Annotated in this window: 10 protein-coding genes; 4 read left to right on the top strand and 6 right to left on the bottom strand. The window is 45.5% G+C overall.

Translation table 11 applies throughout. The features are described 5' to 3' along the window. The first annotated feature begins 41 nt into the window (after positions 1-41). Genes B9A91_RS11880 through B9A91_RS11865 form a run of 4 tightly spaced genes read left to right on the top strand, consistent with a single transcriptional unit; the run spans position 42 to position 9,267 of the window. Positions 42-6,059, top strand: coding sequence for a PKD domain-containing protein (locus B9A91_RS11880; protein ID WP_084238750.1), 6,018 nt, complete (start codon positions 42-44; stop codon positions 6,057-6,059). Positions 6,060-6,061: 2 nt separating this feature from the next. Continuing rightward, positions 6,062-7,090 carry a PorP/SprF family type IX secretion system membrane protein gene (locus tag B9A91_RS11875; protein ID WP_084238749.1) on the top strand — a complete coding sequence of 343 codons (1,029 nt, stop codon included), beginning with the start codon at positions 6,062-6,064 and terminating at the stop codon, positions 7,088-7,090. 36 nt (positions 7,091-7,126) lie between these two features. Then, positions 7,127-7,783, top strand: a complete 657-nt coding sequence (locus B9A91_RS11870; protein WP_084238747.1) for an MgtC/SapB family protein — start codon at positions 7,127-7,129, stop codon at positions 7,781-7,783. A gap of 56 nt (positions 7,784-7,839) precedes the next feature. Continuing rightward, entirely contained in the window at positions 7,840-9,267 is a 1,428-nt protein-coding gene (locus B9A91_RS11865) for an L-serine ammonia-lyase (protein ID WP_084238744.1), read from the top strand. Positions 9,268-9,271: 4 nt separating this feature from the next. On the opposite strand, the gene B9A91_RS11860 is transcribed toward B9A91_RS11865, so the two are convergent. From B9A91_RS11860 to B9A91_RS11835, 6 genes are read right to left on the bottom strand one after another with little or no spacing between them, the layout of a single operon-like run. Beyond that, the gene (locus B9A91_RS11860) at positions 9,272-10,618 is read right to left on the bottom strand and encodes a DUF58 domain-containing protein (RefSeq protein ID WP_084238742.1); all 1,347 of its coding nucleotides are present in this window, start codon (positions 10,616-10,618) and stop codon (positions 9,272-9,274) included. Between the two features lie 10 nt (positions 10,619-10,628). After that, positions 10,629-11,606 (bottom strand): AAA family ATPase, encoded by a 978-nt coding sequence (locus B9A91_RS11855; protein WP_084238740.1) that lies wholly within the window; start codon positions 11,604-11,606, stop codon positions 10,629-10,631. Between the two features lie 3 nt (positions 11,607-11,609). Continuing rightward, a complete protein-coding gene (locus B9A91_RS11850; protein ID WP_084238738.1) occupies positions 11,610-12,791 on the bottom strand; it encodes a DUF4350 domain-containing protein in 1,182 nt (393 codons plus the stop codon). Beyond that, a complete protein-coding gene (locus tag B9A91_RS11845; RefSeq protein ID WP_084238736.1) occupies positions 12,788-13,513 on the bottom strand; it encodes a DUF4129 domain-containing protein in 726 nt (241 codons plus the stop codon). Before B9A91_RS11845 ends, B9A91_RS11850 begins: the two co-directional genes overlap by 4 nt. 1 nt (position 13,514) lies before the next feature. Beyond that, complete coding sequence (locus tag B9A91_RS11840) at positions 13,515-14,393, bottom strand: hypothetical protein (protein ID WP_084238735.1); 879 nt, start codon at positions 14,391-14,393, stop codon at positions 13,515-13,517. 2 nt (positions 14,394-14,395) lie between these two features. Then, complete coding sequence (locus B9A91_RS11835; protein ID WP_084239689.1) at positions 14,396-15,346, bottom strand: stage II sporulation protein M; 951 nt, start codon at positions 15,344-15,346, stop codon at positions 14,396-14,398. Positions 15,347-15,425 lie beyond the last annotated feature (79 nt).

The following is a 15,425-nucleotide window of genomic DNA, read 5'->3' as shown; positions in this document are numbered from 1 at the left end:
AGAGCAAAAAAATATTTACTTTTATACAGCATCCCGTGTATATGGTAAAACGTTTACTCATTTTAGTAGTTGCTCTCGTTTTATTCCAAATATCTGAGGTATTTTCTCAGATCACTATTGGTACGGTTGATGCAGGGCCGTATGGCAGCGGAAGTACCGTAACGGTTCCGATTAATTTTCCAAACAATCAATCAGAATTTGGTATCGGAAATAGCTTTACCCTATATATCTCAGACGCTTCAGGAAATTTCGCGGGAAACGGCACACAAATAGGCTCATTTACTGGATTTTACACTCCTTTCATTAATGGAATCCTACCGGCTTTACCAGCGGGAAATGGCTACAAATTAAGGATTGTAGCCAGCGATCCCGCTCAAACTATCGCTGTTCCTGGAACAATAGATATTCGTAATGTGACAGCCCCCACTATAACACTTACACCAAGCAATCAAAACAGGGTTCTCGGGCCTGATCATATTGGTTGGTGTCCGGCCGAAGCAATCAATGGCCAGAGCATGATGGTAAAAAGCAATGCTGCAGCGCCAAGTTCAGTTGTCATTACTTTGAAAAACCTGAAGACCGGAACTTCCACAAATTTTAATGAGATTATAGGTACCGGAGTAGATCTGACAGGAATAGATTTAGGATATTATTCAGTAACGGTTACATCAACAACTAATATTGGGGGAGTTGATGTAAAATCTATCCGATCCTATTTTTTGCACAATACTCCCCTGTTGGTGAACATTCAGGACAGCGGACAAAATATTGGCTGCATCAATGGGCCGGGGCAAACGGCAAGGGTATCATTTGAGCTTGCATTAGCCGGTGGTATAGACAACAATTACCCTGGAACCATCTATAGAGTAGACTGGGGTGATGGCTCGACCAGTGAATCTACACTTTATGACGTAGTCAACAACGCATCAAGGGTTTCGCATAATTATACCAGAAGCTCCTGTGGCGAACCAGCAATTCCAGGAAACCCTCCTATACTCAACTCTTTCAAGGCAACAATAAATGCCATCAGTCTGATTTGTAACTTTAGCAGACCAGTAACAGCCTATGCGCAGGTGTTCATTAACCCTATCGCACGAATTACACCAGTAAACTCTGTTGGTTGTATTAATACATCTATTAGGTTTACAAATGCCTCAATTGGTGGTACCAGGGCTAACTGTTCTCCAATCATGGATTATACATGGTATGTAGATGGAGTTAAAGTGAAAGAAACATCTAATACAGATCCTTTAGACTATACATTTACTACAAAGGGTATCCATACGATAAGATTGGTTGCCTCAAACGGTGTAGGAATTTGCCTGCCCAGTGAATTTACCACGACCATTTGTATACAGGAGCCCCCTCGGCCAGCTTTCGATATTATTGGGGGAACTACCGGTTGCGCCCCATTTACTGTGCGTGTACAGGACAAGTCGTTTATTGACCCAGGTTGTACCCCACCCCCAAACCATACTTATAACTGGATAGTGACCAATGCAAATGGAGTTCGCTTTACAACATTTACAAACGGAATCCCTAATCCTGAATTTAATCTTACTGAACCAGGGGTATATACTATTGCACTCGAAATAACTTCAGGTTCCTGTGGTGTTTTCAGAACCGTTTCTCCTGATCCGATTGTGATTATAAATGGCCCGGCGGTAGCAGTTTTATCCCCTGACAAGAAACTCTGCACTTTAGGCACCTATAAATTTGATGATGCCCCTGGAACCGTAACAACAACAACGCTCACAGGAACCCAAATCCCTCTTTCAGACACATATACATGGGAAGTTACAGATATTGCCGGTACGCCTTTAACCAACGCTGATTATAGCTTCGAAGATGGAACGGGACCAAATACAAAATATCCATCAATTAATTTTAAAAGAAACATAGCCTATAAAATTACAGTAACCCATAAAAATACATGTAATCCCTTAGGCGTAAAGGACAGTCAAATTTTAGAATTTTTCCCAGCCCCGCAGATCAATGCCGGACCAGATCAGACCATTTGCTTTACGCAAAATATGGTACAGCTCAGTGCCGCTAACACCGGCGCCATAACCAATCAGAGATGGGTTGGTGGATTGGGTACGTTTGGAGACAGAACCAACCCTGTTACCACTTACATTCCAACTGCTCAGGAAAGAACAAATGGATTAGTCGTGCTGAATTTCACAGCGGACACACAACTTGAAGCCCCATGCTCCAGTGTTACAGATGAAGTTAGAATTATCATAAAAAAAGAAATACTCATTACCAGCAGTCCGACAAAAAGTATATGTACAGATACCCGGGCAAATTATGCACCTACGTCCAATCTGGTTAATACCACTTACACCTGGACCGCAACAGGCTCAACCAATGCAAGCGGCTATGCAAACTCAGCAGCACCCGGCATCCTTATAGCTGATTTATTATCGAACAGTGATCCTTTAAATAACGCCACCGTTACCTATACGATAACATCTAACAATGATGGCTGCCCGGGCGAAACTTTTACCCTTACAGTTACCATTACACCAAAACCTATACTCACTGCTACACCGGCAAAAACTACAGTATGCAGCAACGAATCGACCAATATTGCATTAACCTCAAATTTATCGGGGACTACCTATACCTGGACCAGTACTCCAGCTAATGGCGTAACAGGGAACACCAGTAATTCAACTCCTGCTGCAATAACAATTCTAAATGATGTGCTCATCAATACCGGAACAATACAAGGAAGTGTAACCTATATCATCACACCTCATTCTGCTACAGGCTGTCCCGGAACACCGGTAACCGTTACAATAAATGTTGATCCTGCATTAACCGTTGCCAATGCAGGGGCTGATAAAAGTATCTGTGCTGCCAGTAGTTATACCCTTGAAGGAAATACAGCGACAGTTGGGACAGGTGTATGGACGAACACCACCACCAGCAACACTACAGCCGTTACTTTCGCCAACCCAAATAGCCCCACAACAACTGTAAATGGATTAAAACCCGGTGAGAGGTACCGATTTACCTGGACCATATCAGCACTAGGAGCTTGTTCAGCAACTACTGACGAGGTTGAAATTATCGTTAATGAACCTACAGTCCCAGGTACAACAGCAGGTACACCTACCACGGTATGCGCTGGTACGAATACCGGCACAATTACGCTTAGCGGACATCTGGGATCAGTGATCAGGTGGGAAAGCAGTCCTGATGGCACCAACTGGACAACCATTACCGGTACAAATATCGGTACAACCTACTCCTTTAGCAATCTGAACGCTACAACCTATTACAGGGCAATAGTGCAAAATGGACAATGCAACAGTATGCCTTCCACGGCAACGATGATCACGGTATCACCGGCATCTACAGTGGCCAATGCGGGTATGGATCAGATATTGTGCAATGAAAGGACTGCGATACTGGCAGGAAATGCCCCGGCCAACCCAGGCGAAACCGGGCTTTGGACTATCCCTGCCGGAGCTCCATCGGCAGGCATTACGGATCCTACCAGTCCGACAAGTACGGTAAGCAATTTAATTGCAGGCCAGACCTACCGCTTTGTATGGACCATAACCGGAACCGGTGCCTGCGGACCTACCAACGATGAGGTTATTATCACCAACAACCCTCCCCTCAACCAAAGCATTGCCAGTACAGTTACCATTGTCTGCAACGGCCAGGAAGTAATCCTGAATGGAAGTGTTCCTACAGGGGGCAACGGAAACTATACCTATCAATGGGAATCTCAGGTAAATACCGATCCCTGGAGACCGCAACTAAGCGATGGTACGGACAAAGACCTGGTCATTATCCTCAATACCGGAGGCACAGTCAGCTTCCGCAGGATAGTAACCAGCGGAGGATGTACAGACACCAGTAATGTATGGACAATCAATGTGCGGCCTGCCATAAAGGACAACAACATTGTTGCAGATCAAATCATATGTGCTGGAAGTACACCTCAACCGCTCACAGGAATTGCTCCCACAGGAGGAGACGGCACATTCAGTTATCAATGGCAATCCAGTCCTGATGGTACAACATGGACCGATATAAGCGGGGCCAACTTCATCGATTATCAGCCTTTGGCACTTACTGCAACAACTTATTTCAGACGAAATGCCAGTACTGCAGCTTGCGGAAGCCTTGCAATTCCAAGTAATCCGGTAAAAATAACGGTGAACCCGAATGCACTTGCAGAGTTCAGCTGGACAAGTGACATCGGATGTTTTCCTTTTGCCCTGCCTGTTGCTGTAGTTGAGCATCCCGACAGAAACGGTACATACACCTGGTTTGCGGGAACCACACAGATCGGTACAGGACCAGCATTCCCTGGGTACACCATAACAGGAAGTAACCAATCAGTAACCATCAGGCTGCTTGTAACCAGCAGCCTGGGCTGTACCAGCCACGAAATGAGCCATGTGTTCAGTACCAACCAGGCTGTACCGGCCTCGTTTACACAGAACACCACACAAGGTTGCGGCCCATTGCAGGTAAATTTCGTAAACAATTCCGACCTTAACGCCGGTGCTACATTCAGATGGAACTTCGGCAATGGCCAAAGCTCAAACAATGCCAACCCACCAACCATTACCTTTCAGCCTGATGCTTCGGGTAAAGATACCACCTATGTGGTTACTCTTTACTCAATTACCAGCTGCGGAACAGATTCAGCAAAAGTTAACATCCTGGTAAAATCGCCCCCAAGGCCAATATTCTCACCAAGTACCACAAATGGGTGTTCGCCCTTGACCGTTAATTTCAGTAACAATTCACCGGCACAAACCGGAATTACCTATACTTTCAATTTCGGAGACGGAACCGCTCCAGTTGAGACAACCGACAGGAGTACGGTAACCCACATTTACCGGACCACCACAACGGTAAGAACATTTAATGCCACACTCACCGCTGTAAATCAATGCGGCACCATTACCACTACCCCCTATCAGATTATTGTGAGACCAAATACAGTAAATGCGCAACTGGTGGTAAATGGCCCTGAACTTATTGGCTGTGCTCCGCATACTGTTACCTTCGATAACAATACCACCGGAGCAACAAGTTATACAGTCGATTTTAACGATGGTTCCCAGCCCAGGGTATCCATCATTGCTCCTGAGAGGTTCCAGTACACCTTTACCAATCCGGGGACCTACAAGGTACTCTTAACTGCAACCAATGGCTGCTCTACAGATACCACATCTGAAACTATAGTAGTACGTGCACAGCCACAGACAGACTTTAGTGCATTGAATACACTCGGTTGCACAGGCTTGGCCGTAAAATTTACCAATACCAGCACAGGCGCGGTTAGCTATTCCTGGAATTTTGGGGACGGTTCTCCTGTGTCTAACGAATTTGAACCGACACATATCTATACAGGCACACAGGAATATTACGCAGTAACGCTTACCACAACCAATGCGCTGGGCTGCTCAATGACCGTTATCAAGAACCAGTTTATCCGCATTGTACAGCCCCCTGTAGCGGCATTTAATGTCAATCCTTCGACACTCATCAGCATCCCTGACTATACTTTCAATTTCCAGGACGAAAGTACCAACAACCCAAGCATCTGGGAATGGGACTTCGGTGATGGCACTACATCTTCGCAAAGAAACCCAAGCCATACCTATCTGGATACAGGCACATATAAAGTAACCCTTAAAACCACCAATCAGCAGGGTTGTTTTACAACTACATTTAAAAACGTAACCATTAAAGGCGTACCTGGCTACCTGTTTGTACCGAATGCCTTTACCCCGGGAGATACCAGGCCCGAACTGCGCGAGTTCCGCGCCAAAGGATCGGGCATCCTGTCCTGGCGCTTTGGCGTATTCAACAAATGGGGGCAGCTTTTATGGGAAACCACCAAACTGGAAGAAGGCCGGCCTGCAGAGGGCTGGGACGGCACATTTAAAGGCACCGCCATGCCGCAGGGTGTATATTACTGGAAAATAGACGTAAAAATGGTCAACGGTTCAGAATGGAAGGGGATGACTTACGACAGCTCACCACCTAAACGTACCGGGGCAATACATTTAATCAGATAACAATGAGGGGGAGATCAGTATACATAACGATGTTGTTAACGATGATGGCCAGCTTATCCGTAAAGGCCCAGGATCATATTTATTCGCAATTCTTCAATTCGCCTATTTACCTCAACCCATCCCTCACTGGGCAATTTGAAGGCGATATCAGGCTAAACCTCATTTACCGTAACCAGTGGACCAGCCTTAGCGGCGACTTATCCTATATCACAGCGTCAGCTGATCTGAACATCTCCAAATTTGCAGGAGGCGTAGGATTGATGTTTACCCGCAGCAGTGAAGGAACGGCATTTCTGGTCAAAAACAATGCGGCTGCCACCTATTCCTACAGTGTTGGCGGTGATGGTTTTGTAGCCTCATTCGGCATCCAGGCTGGTTTTACCAACAGACAGATCGACTGGAGCAAACTCGTATTTTCTGATCAGATAGACCAACGACTGGGTTACATTCCCGGAAGTGTATCGGCAGCCCAGCCACCGGACCAGGCCACCAAAATGTTTTTTGACGCCGCGGGCGGGACAAACATCGTGTTCCGGAACCTGATGGTAGGTGCAGCGGTCCACCACATCAACCAGCCAGACGAATCTTTTAGCGGCACGGTAGCCAAATTGCCCATGCGCATCACGGCGAATGCCAGCTACAAAATTCCGCTGAGTGCCTATTACGATTATAATCAGGATGATGGTGCTTACCTCATCCCATCTGTGGTTTATTACAAACAGGCCAGTTCCACATCTATGAGTGCCGGGGCACAATTCAAGTACAAAGGTCTGAATACCGGCATCTGGTACCGCAGCGCTGGCCAGGGCGGGCCGGATGCGATAGTGGTTTCGCTCATTTTCGACCTCTTTAAGGGCAGCAGGAACGGAGAAAAGCTACGCCTGGGTTTAAGCCATGATGCCACCACCTCAAAAATAAATTATACCAATACCAGCGGCACCACCGAAGCCAGCATTGGCTACGAAAAATACTTTCCTAACAGCTCTGGCTACAATAAATTCAATGGCCTGCGCTGCTACGATTTCTATTGACAGGAATCTTTGTTATATTAGATCATTTAATCAGCTATGGAGAACATTCTTGAGAGCAATCATTTCCTTACACAAAGTGAGGTCAACAAGTTTTTAATGGCCACCCTGCTCTGTGGCCTTATCGGCGCCGAAAGGGAATTCAGGAGCAAACAAGCGGGCCTAAAAACCATGATCATGATTGGCCTGGGTTCTACCCTTTTTACCATTCTTTCCATTAAAATAGGCCTAAGCAGTCACGATCGTATTGCTTCAAACATTGTTACCGGAATTGGTTTTCTGGGCGCAGGGGTAATATTTAAGGAAGACAACCAGGTAAAAGGCCTAACCACCGCGTGTGTCATCTGGATTGTTGCCGCCATAGGTATGGCCATTGGTTCCGGCTACTATGAGCAAGCCGTAGGTGTAACCCTGGTCGTTTTACTTGCACTGCTTATTTTCCCTTTTCTGGAGGAAATGGCAGAACGCCGCTTCACCAAAAGAATATACCGCATCGTAAAAAGGTATGAAGGGGAAAGCCTTGAGAAATACGAACAGGACATCAAAACCTCTAAACTAAAACTTTCCAGAGGGAAACAGGAATTGGCCAACGGCATCATTAGTGGTACATGGATCGCCATTGGCAGTCCAAAAAACCACAAATCCTTTGTTGACCGCATGCTGCAGGATAAAAACATCATTGCTTTTGACTTTTAAGCATATCCCAGGCTTAACGTATCAACAATATCAGCAAACTATAGTAGCTTTGTTTTATGCAAAGGGAACAAATCTCGGTATTCGACATTTTCAAGATAGGCATTGGCCCGTCAAGCTCACACACATTAGGGCCATGGAGAGCCGCACAACAATTTACGGCATCTTTAAAACAAAACGGATTGCTGGAACAGGTTCAGCAGGTAAAAATCCTGCTGTATGGTTCACTCGCAAAAACAGGCAAAGGTCATGGTACAGATGTGGCCATCTTACTGGGACTTTCGGGTGCGGATCCGGTTACTTTTGATGTCAATGCCATCGATTCCACCATTGCATCTATTAAAGAAGAAAAGTTGCTGTCGCTTTCCGGCGAGCGGCCCACTACCTTTAATTATAATGACGACCTCATTTTCCTTCTCTTTGAAAGCCTGCCCTTTCATCCCAATGCAGTAACGTTTCAGGCCTTTTTAGACTCTGGAAAGGCCTTTTCCGAAACCTATTATTCTATAGGTGGTGGCTTCGTAGTGAAAGAGGGCGAAAATGGAAGTGAAAAGGAACAGGTAGACCTGCCCTTTCCTGTAGATAAAGCAAGCGAATTGCTGCACTGGTGCTTGTCTACCGGTTTAAAGGTATCTGAAATTGTGATGGAAAACGAACTGGCATGGCGCACTGAAGCAGAAACCAAAAAAGGTATTATGCAGCACTATACGGTAATGAAAGATTGTATTTACCGTGGCTGCCACACTTCGGGGTTCTTACCTGGAGGCCTGAATGTTGCCCGGAGGGCCTGGGCCCTAAATAAACGTTTGCTGGGCAGCCAGGTGTACACCGACTATGCCAGTTGGGTGATGGCCATAAGGGAAGGCGGTAATGGTTTTAATTATACCTTAGACTGGGTAAGCTGCTTTGCCCTTGCCGTAAACGAGGAGAACGCGTCTTTTGGCAGGGTGGTAACTGCCCCTACCAATGGCGCTGCCGGTGTGATCCCGGCAGTACTGCAATATTACATTACTTTTTGTGATGGCTTTAAAGACGAGAAGATCATGCAGTTCATTGCCTGCGCATCTGAGATTGGCAGTATCTTTAAAAAGGGAGCAACCATTTCCGCGGCAATGGGCGGCTGTCAGGCCGAGATTGGTGTATCATCTGCTATGGCAGCGGCTGCACTAACGGAATGTTTGGGTGGCTCACAGCGCCAGGTTTTAATGGCGGCAGAGATTGCCATGGAGCACCACCTGGGCCTCACCTGCGACCCTATAGGCGGCCTTGTGCAGATCCCATGTATCGAAAGAAATACCATGGGCGCCATAAAAGCGATAACAGCGAGTCAGCTTGCCCTTCAAAGCAACCCTGACAAAGCCAAAGTGAGCCTTGATGCGGTTGTCAACACCATGTGGGAAACAGCACTCGACATGAACTCCAAATACAAGGAAACCTCAGACGGAGGACTGGCAACCAATATCCCGATCAGTTTACCGGAATGCTAGCGGCTTATATTTTTTGCTGGGCCTTTATGGCCAGGTACCGGTTCACTACATTTATAGTGAGCTGATCCGGCGGGGTAAGTATACTCAGTATACCATGTTTTGCCAGCTCCTTTACCATCAGCTTTTTCTCGTAAGCAAATTTAGCCGCTATGGTTTGAGTATAAATATCTTCCACATTCCTTATAGGCTTTTCTGTTAAGGCCCGGAGTTCGGTATTTTCAAAAAATACGATCAGCAACAGGTGGAACCGCGCTATGCGCTTTAAAAAAGGAAGCTGCCTGTTCAGGGCCGACATGCTTTCAAAATTGGTAAAAAATACCACCAGACTACGTTGCTTTAAAGTTGCCCTGATGCTGCTATATAAGGCCTCCATGTTCAGTTCCAGGTATCTTGTCTTTTCTTTATACAGCACCTCCATTATTTTACCGAGTTGAGCAGGGCGCCTATCGGCAGGTACAATACTTGCCGTTTGTTCGGCAACAGTAATCAACCCCGCCTTATCTTCCTTCACCAGGGCCACGTTAGACAGGATCAGGCTGGCATTAATGGCATAATCCAATAAACTCAATCCCTCAAAAGGCATTTTCATAGTTCTGGATTTATCGATAACGCAATACACATGCTGTGCCTTTTCATCAGTAAAGGAGTTAACCATCAGGTCGCCCTTACGTGCGGTCGCTTTCCAGTTAACAGTCCTGTAATCATCGCCCTGCACATAGTTTCTTACCTGATCAAACTCCATACTGTGCCCCAGGCGCCTTATCTTTTTGATGCCAATTTCATTCAACCGGTTGGAAATGGCCATCAGCTCATATTTCCGGAGCTGCAGGAACGAGGGGTACACAGGGACCATGTCTTCATCTCCAAAATTAAACCTCCTACTAACCAGCCCAAGTGGCGACTGGACGTAGAGCCTTATCTTTCCAAAAAGATACTCACCCCTTTTTACAGGCCTTAAGGTATAGGTAATGGTTTTGTGCATCCCCGCTTTCAGACTGCTCTTGAACCAAAGGTCCCGCTTTTGAAACTGAAAGGGGATTTCATCTATAATGCCAAGCCTTACCGCAAAAGAATAAAAATTCTCTATATAAATATACAGTTCGTTGTCATCCCCATTGCTTAAACGTTCCGGTAGGTCGCGACGCACAAAAACACCCCTCTTTGTACGGTACAGCAACAACAGGTCCAATAATACCAGCAATACAAATACACAAAAGCAGATATAGGGTAGGTCGCCCAGCCATGGCAAGAAGAAAGAGAACAGGAATAAAGTCACGCACAAGCCGGTTGCGGCAAAAAAACGCTTACCTAAGAACAGGTCGGTGTAATATTTTCTGATCAGGTGTTTCAATCTGCCGGGTTTATCTTGGTATTTCTATTTTCTGGATGATCTGTGCAACCACGTCGCTGCCGGTAAGCCCTTCCATTTCTTTATCCGGTGTCAGCATAATCCGGTGAGCCAGTACTGGTGCGGCAACCTTAACAATGTCTTCCGGAGTCACAAAGTCGCGTCCCTGCATGGCAGCAATGGCTTTGGCACTATTTACGATGGCCAGCGAGGCCCGGGGCGAAGCACCCAGGTAAAGCGATTTGTTGTTCCTGGTTTCATGGACAATCTTTGCCACGTATTCAATCAGCTTTGGTTCTACATGGAGCCCTTTTATGATCGCCCTGCAGGCCCTGATCTGTTCAATACTTAAAACAGCTTTCACTTCCTTCAGTTCTTCATCCAGTTTCTGCTGGTGCTGATTCAACAAGATGGCTGTTTCTTCTTCCAGACTCGGATATTTCACCTCAACTTTAAACAGAAAGCGGTCCAGCTGCGCTTCGGGCAGGCGATATGTGCCTTCCTGCTCTATCGGATTTTGGGTAGCCAATACCATAAAAGGCTCTTCCATCTGATAGGTATGCCCGTCAACCGTAACCTGCCTTTCTTCCATTACTTCAAACAAGGCCGATTGTGTTTTGGCCGGGGCGCGGTTAATTTCATCTACCAGTATGATGTGCCCAAAGATGGGGCCTTTACGGTACTCAAAGGTGGCAGACCTAGGGTCAAATACCGAGGTGCCCAGCACATCTGAAGGCATCAGATCGGGTGTAAACTGGATGCGCGAAAATGAAGCATCAATACTCCTGGCAACCAGCTTGGCGCTTAAGGTTTTGGCCACTCCAGGTACACCTTCCAGCAGTACATGACCGTCAGCAAGTAAGCCTGCAATTAAAAAATCTATCGTATCTTTCTGACCTACAATGATCTTGCCCAGCGTTTGTCTGACCTGCTCTACTGCAGTATTGAGCTGTGTAAGGTCCGTTCTCTGGGTAAACATTTCCGCTTCCATAATTTATTGGGCTTGTTTATAAAATTTCTCTATTGTTTTATTGAGTGCGATGAGTTGTTCATCACTTATAAATGCAGCTTTGTCCAGCTGGTTCATCAGCTTAAATAACTGTTGCACCAGCTCCTGCTCCACACCAGACCTAAGAACAACTGCAGCTAAAAGTTCATCGTCCAGCTGCGTGGTCTTCAAATGATAGGCCGACCGGAGGTGTTCCAGGAAATAACTGATCTTTTTCCGGGCAATGTCGCCGTTATCCCTTTGCTGGTAATATACTTTGCCTACTACCTTCACAAAATCTACCGAGGTATTTTTTAAGGGTTCAACAACAGGAATGATCCGCTGCCGGCGCTTCATTTCGAAAAGCACAAATACCAGCAAGCCGGCCAGCGCCAGGTAATAGGCCCAGCTAAGGGGGGTATGTTTCAGGAACACACGAAGCACAGACGCCTCTTCGGCGTTGCCTTTGGCATTGTTCTCATCAAAGATGATCGTTTTGGCTGCCGGGAGGTGCGACAAAAGTTTTGATGCATAATCCAGCCCATCTTTGTGCAGCAGGCTGTAATTACAAAGCAATTGCGGATTGGGCAAGATATACAGGGCACCTTTGCCAAAAGGATATTTTACAAAGGTCACATCGCCCTTGTTGTTTCTGCCCAGGGCCAGTGCCCTGCCCGTATCCAGTTTGCTGAAATACTGGTCGCTCAGGCCCCTTTCAAAAACATAATCCCGGGCTGTTTTTGCCGCCGGATTTACAAAATTGATGGGCGTTCCTTTTTTATTCGGAGGGTTGAGCACAGAATTGAGTTGAATGTTCAGGGTATCCTGTAAAAAATCACTCAGTTGAAAAGCTGCAATCAGGACATGATTGCCTTTGTTCATGTATTTAGCGAGTTCTTTAAAGTCGTACTCATCTATTTTAACATCACCGTTAATGAGCAGGTAATTGGTATTTTCAAAGTTTTTATCCTTCAATGTATTGTATACCGGAAGCCGGGTTGTTTTTACTGTTGCCTCCGGAAATATAGCGGTCAATTCCTGGTAAAGGATAAAAAGACCAAAAGGAACCTTATCTTCCTTCAAATAAGTTGGGGTCCAGTCCGTTGGCTTGGGCTTGTAATATTGCGCAGTCAGATACACCAGGGTAACCAGTGCAGTTCCGATAAGATATAACCTCAGCCCCTTCATCTAGCTGCAAGGTTAAACCGTTCAAAATTATCCTTAACTTCAATGAAGTGTTCCCGGTCGATAAAAAACTCACCGTACCAGATGTACTCAAATTGCATGGTCAATGCTGTGAATACCTTTTTTTTATCAGGATCGGTCAGCTCGCTGATGTAGTTCTGATTGGTTTTTTCCGGCTGCCAGTCTATCAGTGCCCTGTCATTTAACAGCTTCAGGGACTTCAGGTAGAACAAACGTACCGCGAGCCGGTAATTGGCCGCAGCAACTGCCTTATCTATTTCCTCATTAAAGTTGATCTCATGAATGTTATCGGGCGATTCGCTGTAAGGAACATCTACAGCCTTGGCCTTTCCGGCAAAGATTTTTAAATCGAGCCCGGCAAATTTAATTACTGCAAAAACGATCAGACCTGCTGCCAACAGCATAACCAGGTATTTCAGAACCCCTCCTGAATATTCATTGCTTACCACTCCATCAAACAAGCCCCAGAACCATCGCCAGAACCTCTCCCAGTAACTCAGGTCTATACGCGCGGCCTCCTCATACAGAAATTCTTTTTCTGCCTTATACTGCTGTATTTTCTGCTGGTCAAAATTGCGAAGTTCGAGCCTTGTACTGTCATTTTTGATCAGCGCTTCCTTACCCGGGGCCAATGCCTGCGCAGCTGCAGGAAAACATGCGGCAGATATACCCAACAATACTAAAAGAACGAGCGCTCTATACATCTCAATACTCCTCTTCTAAGCCGCTCAGGTGATCTTTCTTTTGCCCCAGCTGGTTAATCCGATCCATCAGACCTGTACTTTCCTGCCGCTCAGCCAGGTTAAAATAGCAAAGGGCACAGCCTATCACCGGAATCATCATAAATACATAGCACAGGTGCTGCACTATCGTGCCGATAACGATCATCACCTTACTCCATTCATTCGACACCGGCATAAAAGTCCCGGCCATCGTTAAAAATACAGCTGGCAAAGACGCAAAAGACATACTGGCATAGGCAATCATCCAGATTACAAAAATGGTTCCCGCCGTAACCCACCATTGGTCTTTCAGCAATTTAAATGACCGGCCAAAGGAATAGCTAAAACTTCCGTTCTCCATGACCATTACAGCAGAGAACAGCGACATGGCCGGAAAAACATAGATACCAGGTAAAAGGCAAAAAGTAAAAGCAATCACCACAAAAACGCTAATGAACAGACCGCTGAAGAAAACCCGCACAAAATAGTATTTAAAATAAGCCCAGACTTCTTCCGGGGAAGGGGCCTTACGCTGTTTTTCGATGTACAATACGATGAAACTGAGTATCGAAACATTGATCGCCGTGTAGGTAAACAAGGTAAACACAATAACCATAAAATAACTAACCGTAAAAATCTCATCCAGCCGGGTAAATTTAAAGGGATTGCCAGGATCTTTGGCTGCGCCCTGCAAGCCCAGCTGCTGTATCACCGAAGCAATGATACCTGCAACAATAAAAAAGCCGCAGAAATATACAAACACCTTTAGCAGGGCTTTAAAGTTCTGTTTTATAAACAAAACGGTATCACTAATGACCTCCCCAAACTCCCTCAATTTCTTAAATTCAATTTTTTCTGACATGCTTAGCTGATTTGATTGCGTTTATAAAGTTTGGCCGGGTAGACAATAACATACCAGATGATAAATGCCAGCGATCCACCTAAAATACTTATACTTAGCCACAAAGGCATATGGGTATAACGGGTAATAAAACCCTCAAAAAATGCGGCTACGATAAAGATAGGTACAAGCCCAAGGGCAATTTTTGTCCCATCTTTTGCACTGTTCTTAAATGCCTGAAAGCGCGTGTAGGTTTTAGGGAACAACAGGCCATGCCCAAGCACCAGTCCGGCGGCACCTGCAATAATAATTGCCGAGATTTCCAGTGTGCCGTGAATCCAGATCACCAGGATGGACTCAATTCCAAGTCCCCTGCTAAAAAAATAATATTCAAACGATCCCAGCATAATCCCGTTCCGCAATAACATAAAAACTGGTCCAACACTCAAAAAGATCCCACTCAGAAAAGTGAGCAACGAAACATAGACGTTATTGATGGCAATCATAAAAAACATTTCTACAGGGCCTTGCTGTTTATATACACCAAAAGAATCCCCTTTGGCAATGTTTTCGTTAGTCATATTCACATAACCATCCCCTAGAATGAGCCTTACGAAGGTATCATCATATTTTGCAGAAAGTACACCCATGGCACCCGAGACGAGGAAAAATAAAAAAGCATACAGCAATTGACGCCGGTAGGTGTAAAACAACTCTGGCAATTCAAACTTCCAGAAGGTGATGAATCTGCTGGTGTCTTCCTTCTTATTTTTATAAATGGATTGATGCAAACCTGCAGCCAATCCGTTCAGGTAAGCAGTAGTTCGGGATTTTGGATAAAAGGTTTTAGCGTAGGCCAGATCGTTGGTGATGTCAATGAAACGCTCGGCCAGTTCATCGGGGTTCGCTGTTTGCAACTGCTCATAGGATTTCCACTTCCCTGAATTTTGTTTGACAAACAGCGCCTCTCTCATAGATTTTGGTAGAATGTAATTTTCTGTTAAAATAGCTACAAAAAACAATTTTACAAGAATAAATTGAACATCAGTATTA

This window comes from Pedobacter africanus (assembly GCF_900176535.1).
GTDB classification, from domain to species: domain Bacteria; phylum Bacteroidota; class Bacteroidia; order Sphingobacteriales; family Sphingobacteriaceae; genus Pedobacter; species Pedobacter africanus.
The sequence above is the reverse complement of the archived record's forward strand: the minus strand, read 5'-3'. Positions and strand labels throughout refer to the sequence as shown.